The 16180-nt window shown below is 70.8% G+C and carries 14 protein-coding genes; 10 read left to right on the plus strand and 4 right to left on the minus strand.

The window, feature by feature from the left end; genetic code table 11:
- The first annotated feature begins 80 nt into the window (after positions 1-80).
- Positions 81-1433 (plus strand): tetratricopeptide repeat protein, encoded by a 1353-nt coding sequence (locus OG247_RS02625; RefSeq protein ID WP_327250633.1) that lies wholly within the window; start codon positions 81-83, stop codon positions 1431-1433.
- A gap of 45 nt (positions 1434-1478) precedes the next feature.
- Here the strand turns inward: OG247_RS02625 and OG247_RS02630 are convergent, their stop codons facing one another.
- Positions 1479-2003: a GNAT family N-acetyltransferase gene (locus tag OG247_RS02630; protein WP_327250634.1), complete on the minus strand. Its 525-nt coding sequence runs from the start codon at positions 2001-2003 to the stop codon at positions 1479-1481.
- 614 nt (positions 2004-2617) lie between these two features.
- Here OG247_RS02630 and OG247_RS44715 point away from each other — a divergent pair.
- From OG247_RS44715 to OG247_RS02645, 3 genes are all read left to right on the plus strand, one after another.
- Positions 2618-2785, plus strand: coding sequence for a LuxR C-terminal-related transcriptional regulator (locus OG247_RS44715; protein WP_442813574.1), 168 nt, complete (start codon positions 2618-2620; stop codon positions 2783-2785).
- A 322-nt stretch (positions 2786-3107) separates the two neighbouring features.
- Complete coding sequence (locus OG247_RS02640) at positions 3108-4715, plus strand: M6 family metalloprotease domain-containing protein (protein WP_327250636.1); 1608 nt, start codon at positions 3108-3110, stop codon at positions 4713-4715.
- A gap of 66 nt (positions 4716-4781) precedes the next feature.
- A complete protein-coding gene (locus OG247_RS02645) occupies positions 4782-5432 on the plus strand; it encodes a helix-turn-helix transcriptional regulator (RefSeq protein ID WP_327250637.1) in 651 nt (216 codons plus the stop codon).
- 8 nt (positions 5433-5440) lie between these two features.
- Here the strand turns inward: OG247_RS02645 and OG247_RS02650 are convergent, their stop codons facing one another.
- Positions 5441-5653, minus strand: coding sequence for a tautomerase family protein (locus OG247_RS02650; protein ID WP_243333154.1), 213 nt, complete (start codon positions 5651-5653; stop codon positions 5441-5443).
- A gap of 41 nt (positions 5654-5694) precedes the next feature.
- The gene (locus tag OG247_RS02655) at positions 5695-6465 is read right to left on the minus strand and encodes an SDR family NAD(P)-dependent oxidoreductase (RefSeq protein ID WP_327250638.1); all 771 of its coding nucleotides are present in this window, start codon (positions 6463-6465) and stop codon (positions 5695-5697) included.
- A 118-nt stretch (positions 6466-6583) separates the two neighbouring features.
- Between OG247_RS02655 and OG247_RS02660 the strand changes: the two genes are divergently transcribed.
- The 3 genes from OG247_RS02660 to OG247_RS02670 all read left to right on the plus strand — a co-directional run bounded on the left by OG247_RS02660 (position 6584) and on the right by OG247_RS02670 (position 11121).
- On the plus strand, positions 6584-7492 hold the full coding sequence (locus OG247_RS02660; RefSeq protein WP_327250639.1) for a LysR family transcriptional regulator: 909 nt from the start codon (positions 6584-6586) through the stop codon (positions 7490-7492).
- Positions 7493-7808: 316 nt separating this feature from the next.
- Positions 7809-9320 carry a cellulase family glycosylhydrolase gene (locus tag OG247_RS02665; RefSeq protein ID WP_327250640.1) on the plus strand — a complete coding sequence of 504 codons (1512 nt, stop codon included), beginning with the start codon at positions 7809-7811 and terminating at the stop codon, positions 9318-9320.
- A 16-nt stretch (positions 9321-9336) separates the two neighbouring features.
- On the plus strand, positions 9337-11121 hold the full coding sequence (locus OG247_RS02670; RefSeq protein WP_327250641.1) for a glycoside hydrolase family 6 protein: 1785 nt from the start codon (positions 9337-9339) through the stop codon (positions 11119-11121).
- A gap of 151 nt (positions 11122-11272) precedes the next feature.
- On the opposite strand, the gene OG247_RS02675 is transcribed toward OG247_RS02670, so the two are convergent.
- Entirely contained in the window at positions 11273-12313 is a 1041-nt protein-coding gene (locus OG247_RS02675) for a LacI family DNA-binding transcriptional regulator (RefSeq protein WP_327250642.1), read from the minus strand.
- A 448-nt stretch (positions 12314-12761) separates the two neighbouring features.
- Between OG247_RS02675 and OG247_RS02680 the strand changes: the two genes are divergently transcribed.
- The 3 genes from OG247_RS02680 to OG247_RS02690 all read left to right on the plus strand — a co-directional run bounded on the left by OG247_RS02680 (position 12762) and on the right by OG247_RS02690 (position 16177).
- The gene (locus tag OG247_RS02680) at positions 12762-14114 is read left to right on the plus strand and encodes an ABC transporter substrate-binding protein (protein ID WP_327250643.1); all 1353 of its coding nucleotides are present in this window, start codon (positions 12762-12764) and stop codon (positions 14112-14114) included.
- A 147-nt stretch (positions 14115-14261) separates the two neighbouring features.
- A complete protein-coding gene (locus tag OG247_RS02685) occupies positions 14262-15224 on the plus strand; it encodes a carbohydrate ABC transporter permease (protein WP_327250644.1) in 963 nt (320 codons plus the stop codon).
- Positions 15225-15229: 5 nt separating this feature from the next.
- Positions 15230-16177 (plus strand): carbohydrate ABC transporter permease, encoded by a 948-nt coding sequence (locus tag OG247_RS02690; RefSeq protein WP_327250645.1) that lies wholly within the window; start codon positions 15230-15232, stop codon positions 16175-16177.
- The last annotated feature ends 3 nt before the right edge of the window (positions 16178-16180 follow it).

Raw genomic sequence — 16180 nt, forward strand, 5'->3', positions numbered from 1 at the left:
TAAATTAGGCGGCGCACGACGGGTGCGCAATGCCCTGCTCCCCCTGAATACTGGGCAGTTCGAGCAACCAGGGGGATCCCATGGACGAACCGGCCGAAATCGGCCGCAGGGTTCAGCGCATGCGCACCGAACTCGGCCTGACACAGCGCAAGTTGGCGGAGCCCTCGTACACCCCGGCCTATATCTCCACCCTGGAGTCGGGCAAGGTGCGCCCCTCGGAGGCCGCCCTGCGCTTCCTGGCCGGGCGGCTCGGCACCTCCTACGAGGAACTGGCCACCGGACGCCCCGCCGGGCTGGCCACCGAGCTGCGCCTCGCCCTCACCGACGCCCAGCAGCTCCTGGCCTCCGGCGCGGCGGGCGAGGCCGCCCTCCACTACCGGCGCCTGCTCGCCGAAGCGGAGGACCTCGGGCTCACCGGCGAGCGGGTCGAGGCGCTGCTCGGACTAGGCGACTGCGCCCTGGAGACGGGTGAACTCCCCGATGCCATCGGGTACTTCGAGTCAGCCGAACGACTCCTGGCCGACGAGCCGCTCCCCCGCCGCGCCCGCCCGATCCGCGGCCGCGCCGTGGCGCACCTACTCGCCGGGGAACTGCGCTACGCCTGCTACCTGCTCGAATCCACCATCGAGGAGCTGGGGGCGAGCGGGCTGGCCGATCCCGAGGCCCTGCTCCTGCTCTACGCCGCGGTCATCGGGCCGTACATCGACATGGGCGCCCACGCCCGGGCCGCCCACGCAGCCGAGCTCGCCCTGGCGCTGGCCCCCCGGGTCACCGACCCGGCCCTGGTGGCGGGCATGCACCGGCAGGTCGCGCGGACCTTCCTGACCGAGGGGCGGGTGGCCGACGCCGACGCCTCCCTGGCCAAGGCCCAGGCGATCTACGGGCAGCTACAGCTGCGGACCGACCTGGCGCACTGCCACTGGATGCGCGGCTACGTACAGGCCCAGGACGGGGACCTCGCCTCCGCCGAGCGGGAACTGCGCACGGCGCGGGACATGCTCTCGGCCGGGCGGGCGGCCCTTTACACCGCCCAGGTGGAGGTCGAGCTGGCCGACGTACTGCGCCGGCTCGGCCGGTACGAGGAGGCCGCCGGGCTGCTCTCTGCGCTGCTGGCCCTCGGAGACAGTCACGGCGCCGTGCACGCGGGCGGCGCGCACCGGCTCCTCGGCCTCATGGCCGAGGAACGGGGCGAGCCCGAGGCCGCCGAGGAGCACTACGTGCAGGCCCTGGCGCTGCTGGAGCGCAGCGGGGCGACGGGCGACCTCGCGGACCTGTGCCGGCTCCTGGGTGATCTGCTGCGCCGGGCCGGCCGCACCGAGGCGGCCCTGGACGCCTACCGCACCGGACTGGGCCACCGGGCGGCTCCCGGCACCACCACGCTGGGCCCCGCTCCCGCGGCGCCGGCGTTCCCGCACCGGCCGGCGGCGCGGTAGCGGGCACGTGGTGGCGGTGGAGCGCAGGTGGTGGCGGCGGGTCGGCTAGAGGTCGATCCAGTAGCGCCGCTTGGGGCCGATCAGGGTCTCGCGGACGTCTTCCAGCACTCCGCCGTTGCCCTCGATCGTGCGGATCGAGGCCTGGTTCCCGGGGTCGCAGGTGAGCAGCACCCGGTCGATCCCCAGCAGCCGGGCCTCGTGCTTGACCTCGCCCAGGGCCCAGGTGGCCAGGCCGCGGCGGCGGGCCGAGGGGCGCACGCTGTAGCCGATGTGGCCTCCCGCGTCGAGCAGGAAACCGTTCAGGTAGTGCCTCAGGTCGATGGCGCCCAGGTACTCGTCCCCCTCCGCGATCCACCAGTACGTGGCGTGGACGCGTCCGTGTTCGAGCGGCACCGCCCGGTCCCCGTACCGCCGCAGCCGCTGCGTCCAGGCGGTGAAGCCCTCCAGGGTGTCCACGTCGTCATCCGAGCCGAGCCCGGCGCCGTCCATGTGCGCGTCGGGCCCCCATTCCTCCTGCGCGGCGATCCAGGAGGCGTACAGACGGGGGGTGGGTGTGATCAGCTCGGGCATGAGCGGACGATAACAGTCCGCGGAAACCGTCCCGGCGGGGGTGGGGACGTACGGGCCGCCGGCATGCCGGACCGCCGCGGGGGGCCAAGACTGGAGGGGCGGGGCCGCGCTCCCACCGGGCGCGGGCCGTACGGGAGAGGGGCGCGCATGAGTGCGGACGCGGGACGGGTCGCCGTCCTCGGTGGCTGCCCGCTGCTGCGCCACGGTGTGGCCCGTGAGCTCGAAGCGGCCGACGGCCCGGCCTTTGTGCTCGGCGCCGGATCGGTCGATGAGCTGACCGCCGCGGTGGAGCGCGGGGACGCCCGGGCCGGGGACGTCCTGCTCGTCGACCTCCGGCTGTCGCCCGGCTGCCTGGCGGAGGTGGTGGCGCGGCTGGCCGGACTCGGGGTCGCCGTCCTGGTGCTCTCCTCCGGCCCGCCGGACGACGTCCGGGGCGCGCTGCGCGCCGGGGCCCTCGGCTGCCTGAGCCGGCGGGCCGCGGAGCGCGAACTGCCGGCCGCGATCCGGCTGGTCGCCGGCGGCTGTCCGTACGCCTCCGCCGATCTCGCCGTGGGGCCGGTCCCGGACGCGGCGCCCCTCTGCCACGTCACGGACAGCGAGCGCAGGTCCTGGAGCTGGTCGCCCACGGGGAGACGGACCACGGCATCGCCGTCCGGCTGGGGATCAGCGAGCACACCGTGCACTCCCACCTGGACCGGCTCCGCGACAAGATCGGCTCGCGGCGGCGGGCCGACCTGACGCGTTTCGCCCTGACCCACGACCTCATCGCGGCATCCTCCTGACCGGGGTAACCCTGCCCCGCCCCCGCGTGGGTTCTTCTGCCCTGTGCCCGTCCCGGGTTCCACCGGACACTGAAGGCGACAGCCCTCGTGTGCCCGGATCCGGGAGGCGCTTTGCGATGAGTGGTACGAGACGCTCGACGGCTATTCGGTCGTCTACGACGACGCCCGGGGCCTGTACTGCTTCGCCGAGCCCGACGGCGGCGGCTCGGGGCGCCGGTTCGTCTCCAGCGGCACTCCGGTCTCCCGGCCGGCGCCCGAGGGGCTGCCCCGGCACCTGCGGGAAGGGCAGGTATACCGGCGGGACGTGGTGAGGGAACGGCTGATGGAGACGGTCCCGGCGGAGGACCGGGCCACCACCGATCCGGACACCCTGCTGACCTTCGGCCCCAACAAGGGCCTGCTCCCCGGCTTCGTCCTCAGCGAGGGCGACGTGCAGGGGCTGACGATCCTCGTCGACTTCCCGGACAAGCCCACCGAGGTCACCGTCGACGAGGTCTCCGCACTGCTGAACGGCCCCCATTTCACGGCGAACGGAAACAGCTCCTCGGTCAAGGAGTTCTTCCGCACGATGTCGACGGGCCGGCTCCGCTTCACCAACACCGTGGTCGGCCCGCTGCGTTTGAGCCGTCCCCGCCTCGCCTACGGGCTCAAGGCGAACCGGGGACGGCTCGTACCGGAGGCTCTGCAGGCCGCCGTCGACGCCGGCGTGGACTTCAGCCGGTTCGACTCGCTCGGGCGGGGCGTCGTCGACTCCCTCTGCATCATGTACGCGGGCCGGACGGAGTTCAGGGAGGACCTCTGGCCGCACAACTCCCGCTTCCCCGCCCAGATCGGCGGCGTGCGCACCGACTTGTACACCGTCACGAGCATCGGCGACACGGCCTCCGACCTGAGCATCGGCACCTTCTGCCACGAGAGCGGCCACCTGCTGTGCCGCTGGCCGGACTTGTACGACTACGGAACGGCCGAACGCGAGGGCGACGACTTCTCCAGCGCGGGACTGGGCACGTACTGCGCGATGGCCGCGGGCAACAACCTGGGCGACGGGTTCCTCCCGTCCGCGGTCTGCGTCTACCTGCGGCGCCTCGTGCACTGGACGCACGACGTCGACATCTCCCTGCCCGGCGTCTACGAGGCCCGGCAGGGCGAGTACGACGAGGCCCTGATCTACCAGAACCCGCAGCGGCGCGACGTCGAGTACTACCTCGTGGAGAACCGCACCCGCACGGGCTTCGACTCCCGGCTCACTTCCAGCGGGCTCGCCGTCTACCACTGCGACATCAAGGGATCGAACGAGTTCCAGAACGGCACTCCGGTGGGCCACTACCAGTGCGCCCTCCTGCAGGCCGACGGCCACCTGGACCTGGAGACCAACCGGAACCAGGGCGACGGCGCCGACCTGTTCGGCCCCACCCAGGGCACCGCCGTCTCGCACAGCAGCCGCCCGGCGTCCCTGTGGTGGGACGGCACCGAGTCCGGGCTGACCATCTCGGCCGTCTCCGCGCCGGGCCCGGTCCTCACCTTCCGGACGGGCGAGCAGGGTGTGGCCGGAACCCTGGTCACGGGTGCCTCGGCGCCCGGCGCCACGATCCCCGAGGAGGACTTCGGCGGTCTGACCGACGCGATCACCCTCCAGGGCCTGGGCACGGTCCGGGACCTGACGGTGACCATCGACATCGAGCACCCCCGCATCGGCGACCTTCGCGTGGTGCTGATGGCGCCGAGCGGCCGCCGCGCCGTGATCCACAACCGCTCGGGCGGCAACACCAAGAACCTGCGGGTGACGCTGGATTCGCAGCCGCCGTCCCTGCTCGCCCCGCTGATCGGCGACTCCGTGCCGGGGAGCTGGAAGCTCAGGATCACCGACGCTGTCGTCTCGAACGCCGGGGTGCTGAACGAGTGGTCCCTCGCCATCCGGACGGGCACCTGACTGCGGTACCGGGACTCCGGGACTCCCTCCTCCTTTTGGCCCATGGGCGTCGATTACATTTGGGGCATGACCGAAATGCCCCGTGATGTGGATGCCCAGCGTGTGCACCACGCCTTGGCCGCACCGTCGCGCCGGCGCCTGATGACCCTGCTGCGGGAGGCGGACGACCTGCTGGGCGTGGAGGACATGGCCGCCGCCACGGGGCTTTCGGTCGCCACCGTCCGCCACCACCTGGCCGCTCTGGCCGAGGCGGGCCTGATCACGGCCACCGCCTCGGCCGGCCCGGGCCGGGGCCGACCCCGACTGCGATACGCGGCCATCCGGTCCGATCCCCGGGAGGAACCGGCCGACACCCCCTTCCGGGAGCTCGCCCGGGCCCTGGCCGAGGCGGTCGGGGGCGGCCCGGGCGCTTCCCGCGAGGCCGGCCTCGGCTGGGGGCGCCGGCTGGCCGGGAGCGGTCCGGCGGCGGAACGGGTGTTCGCCGCGGCCGCCCGGATGGGCTTCGCACCCCGGGACGCACCGGGTCCCCACCCCGACACCCGGCGGGTACTGCTGCACGAGTGCCCGTACCGGGACCTGGCCCGCGCCCGGCCCGAGGTCGTGTGCGCCGTCCATCAAGGCGTCCTGGACGGACTGCTGGAGGACTGCGGGAGCACGGTGCGACTGCTGCCCTTCATCGGCCCGGACCTGTGCGCGGCGGACCTGCGCACGGCCTGACCCGCGGGTCAGCCGCGGGGACGGTTGCGGCGGCGGTACTCGTCCGTCGGGACGCCGCCCACGCCCCAGTCCTCCAGGGCGACCTCGTCGATGAGGACGAACGTGGTCGCCGGGTCCTTGTCGAGGACCTTGACCAGCAGGTCGGTGATGCCCGCGATGAGCTCGGCCTTCTGCGACGCGGTGGCGCCTTCACGGGTGATCTTGACGTTGACGTACGGCACGGGGATTCCTCTTCTCGTGGCGGTGACGGGGGGCGGAAGCGTCAGATGCGACGGCCGGTGACGTGACCGCCGTCCACCCGCAGGGAGTGGCCGGTCACGAAGCCGGCGCCCGCGAGGTACAACACGGCGTCCGAGATCTCGGCGACCTCGCCGACACGGCCCTGCAGGGCGAGGCCGCCGTAGGAGTCCACGTCGGCCCCCTCGTGCAGGGGGGTGCGGATGATGCCCGGCGCGACCAGGTTGACGCTGATCCCGTCGGCGGCCAGCTCGGCCGCGAGGCTGGTCGTCAGCGCGTGCACACCACCCTTGCTGACCACGGGCGCGGAGGCCGGGAAGCCCGCCAGCGCGTGGTCGACCAGCACGGTGCCGATGTTCACGATGCTGCCGCCCTCACCCTGGGCGCGCAGCGCCCGTACGACCGCCTGCGTGGTGAGGTAGGTGCCCTTGAGGTTCCCCGTCAGATAGCCGTCGAGCTCCTCCTCCGTCACCTCGGTGAAGGGCTTCGGCTCGAAGGTGCCGGCGTTGTTGACCAGGACGTCGATCCGCCCGAAGCGCTCCAGCGCCGTACGGACGAGTGCTTCGCCCGTCTCCCGGGCGGCAGTGCTGCCCGCGACGCAGGCGGTGCGCTCCGGATGCCCGAGGCCGGCGGCGGCCTTGGCGAGACGGTCGGGGTCGCGGCCGTTGAGGACGACGTTCGCGCCGGCCGCCAGGAAGGCGCGGGCGATGTCGAGTCCCATGCCGCTGGAGGAGCCGGTGACGAGGGCCGTGGTCGTCCTGCCGCCTGCGCTGGTGTTGGTGCTGGTGACGCTCATGGAAGGGGTTCCTTTCGTGGGCGGCGGCCGGGGAGTTCCGGTGGCCGACACCAGAAACCTAGGAGCCTTCGACCCATAACACCACGACGGAATATGGAGCATGTGATAATCCAGCGTTATGGATGTGGACTTGCGTGACCTGGAACTCCTCGAGGCCACGGCCGAGGCCGGTTCGCTGACCGCCGCTGCGGAGCGGCTCTACGTCAGCCAGCCGGCGCTGAGCCAGCGGCTCACCCGGCTGGAGGCCCGTCTCGGGATGCCGCTCTTCGACCGCAAGGGCCGCCGGCTGATCCCCAACGCCGCCGGCCGCCGGCTCCTGGTCGCCGCCCGCCACGTCCTCGGGGAACTCGAATCGGCCTCGCGCGACCTGCGGGAGCTCCGGGACGGGCGGGACCGGCGCGTGCGGTTCGCCGCACAGTGCAGCACCACCTTCCCGTGGCTGCCTCCGGTCCTGCGCGCCTTCCGGGCGCGCCAGCCGGACATCGAGGTGCGGATCGAGACCGTCGCCGACGACGCGCCGATCCCGGCCCTGCTCGCCGACCTGGTCGACGTGGCCCTGGTGACCAAGCCCGACCTGCAGATGGACCGGGTGTCCCTGACCAGGCTGTTCGACGACGAGATGGTGGCGGTGGTGCCCGCCGGCCACCCGTGGGCCTCCCGCGCGCACGTGACCGCCCGCGATTTCGACGGCACGGATCTGGTCCTCTACGACTTCTACGACCAGAAGCGCATCCCGTCCATGCCACTGCCGATCCCCGCCGGGGCGCGGCCCGCCCGCATCACCACCATGCCGGTGGTGACCGACCTGGTGATCGAGATGGTGGCGGGCGGCCAGGGGCTGACGGTCCTGCCCAACTGGGTGGCCGCCCCCTACGCGACCTCGCACGATCTGGCACTGGTCCGCATGGGCGCGAAGCCGCTGACCCGCACGTGGTTCGTCGCCACCCGGACCGGCGTCCGCCCGCCCCACCTGGAGGCGTTCGTCGAGGAACTCGTCGGCCGCCTCGAGGCTCCACGCGTGGACTGACTCGAAGCCCCACGCGTGGACCGGGGAGACGGTCCGGACGCCGGACCGGCATGGGGATGGTTCTCCTCTCGGCTCGGGAATGAAGGCGTACGGGGACGGTGGGCACAAGCTCTGAACCAGTGGGAGCGCTCCCACTGTGCATTCGTGACTCAAGGCCGTCAAGGTCCGTGAAGAGTCGAAGCCATTCCCATGGAAAATTCGTCAACTCCTCTGTTGCTTGGCGTGAGTTGCCGCTACGGTCTGGCCCCAACCAGTGGGAGCGAATCCGTCAGTCGGCGCGCCGTCACAAGCGTGCCCTCGCTGCAAGGACTCGCTCATGCGACACCCCCCACGCACGTCCGCGCTGCTCACAACGGCAGCGCTCGCGACGGCGAGCTGCGCGCTCGCCGTCATGGGTACGGCCGCAGGAGCCGCGGCCTCACCCTCCTGCACGGTGACGTACTCGGTCGTCGGCCAGTGGGCCGGCGGATTCCAGGGTTCGGTCACCGTCACCAACAACAGTTCCGCGCTGAACGGCTGGAGCCTCGGCTTCGGCTTCCCGGCAGGCCAGACCGTCAGTCAGGGCTGGGGCGCCAAGTGGTCCCAGACCGGGTCGGCCGTCACCGCCGTGAACGAGAGCTGGAACGCCGCGCTCGGCACCGGCGCGAGCGTGACCACCGGCTTCATCGCCTCGTGGTCGGGCGCCAATACGGCGCCGAGCACGTTCACGCTGGGCGGAGCCACCTGCACCACCGACTCCGGGCCCGGACCCACTCCGACGCCCACACCCACGCCGACGCCCACCGTCCCCACGCCCACACCCACCGACCCGGCCTCCGGGGCGCCCGAACTGAGCGTCACCGGCAACCGCCTCACCGACCGGAACGGTGCCACCCGCCGCCTCCTCGGCGTCAACCGCTCCGGGGCCGAGTTCATGTGCGTCCAGGGCCACGGCATCTTCGACGGTCCCGTCGACGACGCCTCGGTGCGCGCCATCGCCGACTGGAAGGCCAACACCGTCCGCATCCCCCTCAACGAGGAGTGCTGGCTCGGCCTCGACAACATCAAGCCCGAGTACCGGGGCGCGAACTACGCCGACGCCGTCAAGGGGCTGGTCGACCGGGTCCTCGCGCACGGCATGACCCCGGTCGTCGAACTGCACTGGACGTACGGCCAGTACACCGGCAACTCCTCCGGATGCGCCGACGTGCACGCCTCCTGCCAGAAGCCGATGCCGGACGCCCAGTACACCCCGGCGTTCTGGACCTCGGTGGCGAACACCTTCAAGAACGACCGGCGGGTCGTCTTCGACCTGTTCAACGAGCCCTATCCGGACCGGGCCACCTCCACCACCGCCCAGGCATGGACCTGCTGGCGCGACGGCGGCACCTGTCCGGGCATCGGATACGAGGTCGCCGGCATGCAGGACCTGGTGGACGCCGTCCGCGCCACCGGCGCCCGCAATCTCGTCCTCGTCCCCGGCATCGCCTACTCCAACGACCTGAGCCAGTGGCTCAGCCACTCCCCCACCGACCCGACGGGCAATCTGGCTGCGGCCTGGCACGTCTACAACTTCAACTCCTGTGCCAGTGAGGCCTGCTGGGACTCCACTCTCGCCCCGGTCGCCGCCCGGGTCCCCCTCGTGGCGGGCGAGATCGGCGAGAACACCTGCGCACACGCGTTCGTCGACCGCGTCATGAAGTGGTTCGACGACCGCTCCCTCTCGTACCTCGGCTGGACCTGGAACACCTGGAACTGCAACTCCGGACCGGCCCTGATCACCTCGTACGACGGCACCCCCACCGCATTCGGCACCGGGTTGCGCGACCACCTGCGCGCCCTGAACTGAAAGGCATTCCAAGAAGATGAGCCGCACAGCACTCGGCACGACTCCCCGCACCACGTCCCGTACGACCAAGCGCACCGCCCTGTTGGCGGCGCTCAGTCTGGTCACGGCCGCCGGCGCGACCGCGACGGTCTTCGGCACCTCGGCCGGCGCCGCCGCCGCGGGCTGCAAGGTCGAGTACCAGATCACGAACCAGTGGAACACCGGGTTCGGCGCGAACGTGATCGTCACCAACACCGGTGACCCGGTGGCCTCCTGGACCGTGGAGTGGTCCTACGCGAACGGCCAGCAGGTCACGCAGGGCTGGAACGCCACGATCACCCAGTCCGGGGCGGCCGTGACCGCCAGGAGCCTCTCGTACAACGGGTCGCTGGCCACGGGCGGTTCGACTTCCTTCGGGTTCAACGGTTCGCACACCGGCACGAACGCCGTGCCCGCGACGTTCAAGCTCAACGGCGTCACGTGCAACGGCGCGACCGACCCGACCCAACCGCCGACCACTCCGCCGACGACACCACCCACCACACCCCCCACGACCCCGCCGCCGTCGGGCGGCAAGGTCGACAACCCGTACGCCGGCGCCAAGATGTACGTGAACCCCGAATGGTCCGCCAAGGCCGCCGCCGAACCGGGCGGGTCCAGGGTGGCGAACCAGCCCACCGCCGTCTGGCTGGACCGCACCGCCGCCATCGCGGGTGTCAACGGCGGGATGGGCCTGCGCGCCCACCTCGACGCGGCGCTGGCGCAGAAGGGCAGCGGCGAGATGGTCGTCCAATTCGTGATCTACAACCTGCCCGGACGCGACTGTTCGGCACTCGCCTCCAACGGCGAGCTGGGGCCGACCGAGATCGACAAGTACAAGACGCAGTACATCGACCCGATCGCCGCGATCCTCGCCGACTCCAAGTACACGGGGCTGCGGATCGTCACCACCGTCGAGATCGACTCGCTGCCGAACCTGGTCACCAACGTCTCCGGTCGCCCCACGGCCGTCGCCAACTGCGACGTGATGAAGACCAACGGCAACTACATCAAGGGCGTCGGCTACGCACTGAACAAGCTCGGTGCCGTCGCCAACGTCTACAACTACGTGGACGCCGGCCACCACGGCTGGCTCGGCTGGGACGACAACCTGGGCGCCTCCGCGGAGATGTTCAAGCAGGCGGCGACCGCCGAGGGCTCCACGCTCGCCAACGTGCACGGCTTCATCGTCAACACCGCCAACTACAGCGCCCTGAAGGAGGACCACTTCAAGATCGACGACTCGGTCAACGGCACCTCCGTGCGCCAGTCGAAGTGGGTCGACTGGAACCGCTACACCGACGAGCTGTCCTACGCCCAGGGCATGCGGGCCAAACTGGTCACCCTGGGCTTCGACGCCAACATCGGCATGCTGATCGACACCTCCCGCAACGGCTGGGGCGGCACGGCCCGCCCGGCCGGCCCCGGTGCGCTGACGAGCGTGGACACCTTCGTCAACGGGGGCCGCTACGACCGGCGCATCCACCTCGGCAACTGGTGCAACCAGTCGGGCGCCGGCCTCGGCGAGCGGCCGCAGGCCGCCCCGGCGGCGGGCATCGACGCGTACGTGTGGGTCAAGCCGCCGGGCGAGTCGGACGGGGCGAGCAAGGAGATCCCGAACGACGAGGGCAAGGGCTTCGACCGCATGTGCGACCCCACCTACACGGGCAACGTGCGCAACGGCAACAGCATGTCGGGGTCCCTCCCGGACGCACCGCTCGCCGGACAGTGGTTCTCCGCCCAGTTCCAGGAGCTCATGAAGAACGCCCACCCGGCACTGTGACACACCGCTGGTGAAGGACCCGGAGCCGTACGGAGCCGTCTACATTCCGTACGGCTCCGGGCCGTACCGCACCCGGGCCTCAGGCATCAGGCATCAGGCATCAGGCATCAGGCATCAGCACCATGCAGCAGCAGCTCGGATCCCTCAGTTCTCAGGAGGAATCCCGCACGATCAGCTCCGTGGGAAGGACCCGCCGCCACTCCTCCCCCGCCGCATGACCGGCTTCGGACCCCTCCGCGATCTTCTGGAGCAGCAGCCGGGTCATCGTGCGGCCCATCTCCTCGATCGGCTGGCGCACGCTCGTCAGGGGCGGATCCATCAGGCGGGCCACCGTCGAGTCGTCGACCCCCACCAGGGCCACGTCCTCGGGGATCCGCCGTCCGGCCTCGCGCAGCACCCCGCGCGCACCGGCCGCCATCACGTCGGAGGCGGCGAAGACCGCGTCCAGACGGGGGGCGCGCTCCAGGAGCTCGCGCATCGCCAGCCGGCCGCCCTCCTCGGTGAAGTCCCCGGTCGCCACCAGCGATTCGTCGGGCCGGAACCCGGCTTCCGCGAGCCCCGCGCGGTAGCCGCCCAGACGCGCGCGGGCCACGTACATGTCGAGCGGACCGCTGATGGTCGCGATCCGGCTGCGGCCCCGCCCCACCAGGTGGGCGACGGCCGCGCGTCCCGCGCCGATGTTGTCGGAGTCCACGTAGGCGACGGGTTCGGCCTCGGAGCGCCGCCCGTTCATGACGACCGGCAGCCCCAGTCGTGCGATCCGGTCCGGCAGCGGGTCGTCGCCGTGCACGGACGCCAGCAGGACGCCATCGACCCGCTGGGCGGCCAGGTAGTCCTCGAACCGCCGGCGCTCGGTCTCGGTCCGGACCAGGGTGAGCAGCAACTGCTTGTCTGATTCCGCCAGTTCGGCGCTGACCCCGCGGATCAGGTCGAGGAAGTACGGCTCCGAGAACAGCCTGGCCTCGGTCTCCGGGATGACGAGGGCGACCGCGTCGGTCCGGCTCCCGGCCAACGCCCGGGCCGCCTGATTGGGTACGTACCCCAGCTCGACCACAGCGCGGGCGACCGCTTCCCTGGCCTGCTCACTCACCCGCGGCGAGCCGTTGATCACCCGGGAGACCGTGCCCCGGCCGACACCGGCCAGCGCCGCGACCTCTTCCAGGGTGGGTCTGCCGTTCTGCCGTCCGGTCACGATTCTCGAACTCCCCTCGTGCGCTCTCGCGCTCCGGGCCGGTGCGGGCCCGGGCCGGTCGCGGCTGATCAGGTAAGAAGTGGATCCCGCCCCCATCTCACGCGGAACACGTTACGCCGGTCCGGCGCACGGAAGGCACGAATGGGAGCGCTCCCACACTACTCATGATCCCACCTCGACGCCATGACCGCATTCAGGAACCGACGAAGGCGCATCGGAAAGCGGGGCGCGACGCGCACCGGACGCCTTCACGTCACGAATCCGCGTTCATCTCTTGACACCCGCACCCACCAAGCAGCAACCTTCCGGCAACGACGTGGGAGCGCTCCCATCCTCGGATGCGAGAACGAGCTTCACATCAGGTCCTGGCAGGGCCCTCGCCGAGCCGCGAACAGCCCGCCGGACCTCCCGGCGCACAACGAGCACCACCTTGGACGAGGAGAGTGGAATGCGCACTTCCAGCAGCAGACACGGACGCGGACGCCGCACCGCGGTCAACGCGGTCGCAGCGATCGCCGTCATGGCGACCGGTGCGGCCCTGCTCACCGGCTGCGGCAGCGACGGCGACGGCGCGGCCGGCGGCAGCGGCGAGCAGATCACGCTGCGGATCGGAACCTTCGGCTCCTTCGGCTACGACAACGCCACCGGCGCCAAGCTCTACGCCGAGTACGAGAAGGCCCACCCCAACATCAAGATCGAAGAGTCGAACGTCGCGGACGGCCAGAAGTACTGGGACACGCTGAAGCTGCGCCTCTCCCGTGACAGCGGTCTGGCGGACATCCAGGCCCTGGAGGTGGGCTACATCGCGGAGGCGACCGGTCCGGCCATGGCGGACAAGTGGACCGACCTCGGCAAGACGGGCGGCGCGGACCTCGGCGCGTTCCTGGACTGGAAGGTCAAGCAGGCCACCACGGGCGACGGCAAGGTCATCGGCCTCGGCACGGACATCGGCCCGATGGCCATCTGCTACAACAAGGACCTCTTCGCCAAGGCCAAGCTACCGACGGACCGCGCCGAGGTCGGCAAGCTCTGGGCAGGCGACTGGGCGAAGTTCATAGCCGCCGGCGAGACGTACAAGAAGAGCGCCCCGGAGGGGACCTCCTTCCACGACTCCGCGAGCGGTCTGTTCAACGCGGTGATCTCCAGTGAGCCGGTGCAGTACGCGAACACCAAGGGCGAGCTGGACTACGAGAACAGCCCGGGCGTGAAGAAGGCGTGGGACACCGCCGTGGCGGCGACGAAGGGCGAACTGACGGCCAAGCTGCGCCAGTTCGACGAGAAGGGCACCTGGAACGCGGCCTTCAAGAACTCGAAGTTCGCCACCGTCGCCTGCCCCAGCTGGATGACGGGCATCATCAAGGACCAGGCGGGCCCGGAGAACCAGGGGAAGTGGGACATCGCCGCACCGCCCGTGGCCGGGAACTGGGGCGGCTCCTTCCTGGCCGTGCCGAAGTCGGGCAAGCACGCCAAGGAAGCGGCCGAGCTGGCCGCTTGGCTCACCGCACCGGCGCAGCACGCCAAGGTCTTCGGCGTGAACGGCAACATCCCCTCCACCAAGGACACGCTCATCTCGGCGGCCGTCCAGGACGCCAAACTGCCGTACTTCGGTGACACCCCGATCGGCAAGATCTACTCGGAGGCCGCGGCCGGCATCACGCCCGCCCCGATCAGCCGCTGGGACGGACAGGTGAAGACCTTCCTCACCGACAACGGCATCCTCGACATCGAGCAGCGCGGCACCGACCCGGCGAAGGCCTGGGAGAACGTCAAGAAGCTGGTCGACGACAAGATCGACCAGTAACGGAGGCCGGGCGCGGCCCGTCGCACCGCCTCTCGGGCGGCGGGCCGCCCCCGTCCGCACCTCCCGTACCGACCACACGTACGCGTCTCCCGTACCCACCCACCCTTACGCATCTCCCCTTACGCACCCACCCGGAAGGACGCCCCCGTGGCCACCTCCGTACGGGCGACGAGTGGCGGCTCCCCGCCGCCCGCCGGCCTGCGCAGCACGCTCTACCGCCTGGACCTGAAGGCGGTCCCCTACGTCTTCGTCGCCCCCTTCTTCCTCACCTTCGCGGCCTTCGGGCTCTTCCCCCTGATCTACACGGGCTGGCTCTCGCTCCACCGGGTCGAACTCGGCGGCAGCACGCAGTGGAAGGGGCTGGAGAACTACAGTTCCCTGGCCACCAGCGAGTTCTTCTGGAACGCGCTCGCCAACACCTTCACCATCGGCGTGATCTCCACCGTCCCCCAGCTGCTGATGGCCCTCGGGCTCGCGCACCTGCTCAACTACAAGCTGCGTGGCCGGGGTTTCTTCCGCGTCGCGGTCCTCGCCCCGTACGCCACCTCGATCGCGGCGGCCACGCTCGTCTTCGCCCAGCTCTTCAATACCGACTACGGCCTGATCAACACGGTCCTGGGCTGGGCCGGCTTCGACCCGGTCGCCTGGGAATCCTCCAAGTGGCCCGCCCAGATAGCCATTTCGGTGATCGTGACCTGGCGCTGGACGGGCTACAACGCGCTCATCTACCTGGCGGCGATGCAAGCCGTACCCCAGGACCTCTACGAGGCCGCCGCGCTGGACGGGGCCTCGCGCTGGCACCAGTTCATCAGCGTCACCATCCCCTCGATCCGGCCGACGATCCTCTTCACGGTCATCGTCTCCACCATCGGCGCCACGCAGCTCTTCGGCGAACCGATGCTCTTCGGCGGCAGTGTCGGCATCAGCGGGGGCAGCGGGAACCAGTTCCAGACGCTGAGCCTGCTCATGTACGAGAAGGGATGGGTGACCGGCGCGCTGGGCCAGGCCTCCGCCATCGCCTGGGTCATGCTCCTGCTCCTCCTGCTCATCGGCGGCATCCAGACGCTGATCACCCGCTCGAACCACAAGCGCAAGAAGTCGGGGAGCTGAAGCTCATGGCCCGCACGGTCGACACGCCCACGCCCACACCCGTACCTACGCACACGGCCACGGCCACGCCCGGGGGTCCGGCCACCACACCGGCGCCGCGCCGCAGGCTGCTGCGCCAGTCGGCAGGCCGTCAGCATCACGCGGGACCGCTGACGTACGTCCTCCTCGGACTGGCGGCCCTCGTCTCCCTCTTTCCCCTTTACTGGAACCTCGTGGCCGCCTCCCACACCGGCGAGCGCGTGGTCGAGGCCCCGGCCCCGCTCCTGCCCGGCCCCCGGCTCTTCGACAACCTCACCTTCGCCTGGAACCAGGTCGACATGGGCGAGGCACTGGTCAACACGACCATCGTCGCCTCGCTGGTGGCGCTGTCCACCGTCCTGTTCTCCACCCTGGCCGGCTTCGCCTTCGCCAAACTGCCCTTCAAGGGCAGGGGCGCCCTGCTGGCCCTGGTGGTGGCGACCATGACGATCCCGCCGCAGCTCAGCGTGATCCCGCTCTACCAGATCATCACCGACCTCGGCTGGGTCGATCAGCTCCAGTCGGTCGTCCTACCCTCCCTGGTCGCCGCCTTCGGCGTGTTCTTCATGCGCCAATACCTCATCGAGGCACTGCCCGTGGAACTCGTCGAGGCGGCCAGGATGGACGGGGCGCACAGCCTGCGCATCATCTGGCACGTGGTGTTCCCCGTCGCCCGGCCCGCTATGGCGGTCCTCGGAATGCTCGTCTTCGTCCAGGCCTGGAACGACTTCTTCTGGCCCTTCATCGCACTGACCCCGGACGGCAATCCGACCCTCCAGGTCGCCCTGGCCGGCCTCGGCGCGGGAAACCACACCGTCGACCAGGCCGTCGTCCTGACCGGCGCACTCATCTCCACCCTGCCCCTGCTGCTCGTCTTCGCCGTACTCGGCAAGCACATCGTGGGCGGCATCACCGCCGGCGCCGTCAAGAACTGACCG

The organism is Streptomyces sp. NBC_01244 (assembly GCF_035987325.1).
GTDB lineage: Bacteria > Actinomycetota > Actinomycetes > Streptomycetales > Streptomycetaceae > Streptomyces.

Bases quoted from the DNA above. Each gene is read 5' to 3' on its own strand.
- OG247_RS02625 (WP_327250633.1), top strand. From the start codon at position 81: ATGGACGAACCGGCCGAAATCGGCCGCAGGGTTCAGCGCATGCGCACC.
- OG247_RS02630 (WP_327250634.1), bottom strand. From the start codon at position 2,003: ATGCCCGAGCTGATCACACCCACCCCCCGTCTGTACGCCTCCTGGATC.
- OG247_RS02640 (WP_327250636.1), top strand. From the start codon at position 3,108: ATGGAGACGGTCCCGGCGGAGGACCGGGCCACCACCGATCCGGACACC.
- OG247_RS02645 (WP_327250637.1), top strand. From the start codon at position 4,782: ATGACCGAAATGCCCCGTGATGTGGATGCCCAGCGTGTGCACCACGCC.
- OG247_RS02655 (WP_327250638.1), bottom strand. From the start codon at position 6,465: ATGAGCGTCACCAGCACCAACACCAGCGCAGGCGGCAGGACGACCACG.
- OG247_RS02660 (WP_327250639.1), top strand. From the start codon at position 6,584: ATGGATGTGGACTTGCGTGACCTGGAACTCCTCGAGGCCACGGCCGAG.
- OG247_RS02665 (WP_327250640.1), top strand. From the start codon at position 7,809: ATGCGACACCCCCCACGCACGTCCGCGCTGCTCACAACGGCAGCGCTC.
- OG247_RS02670 (WP_327250641.1), top strand. From the start codon at position 9,337: ATGAGCCGCACAGCACTCGGCACGACTCCCCGCACCACGTCCCGTACG.
- OG247_RS02680 (WP_327250643.1), top strand. From the start codon at position 12,762: ATGCGCACTTCCAGCAGCAGACACGGACGCGGACGCCGCACCGCGGTC.
- OG247_RS02690 (WP_327250645.1), top strand. From the start codon at position 15,230: ATGGCCCGCACGGTCGACACGCCCACGCCCACACCCGTACCTACGCAC.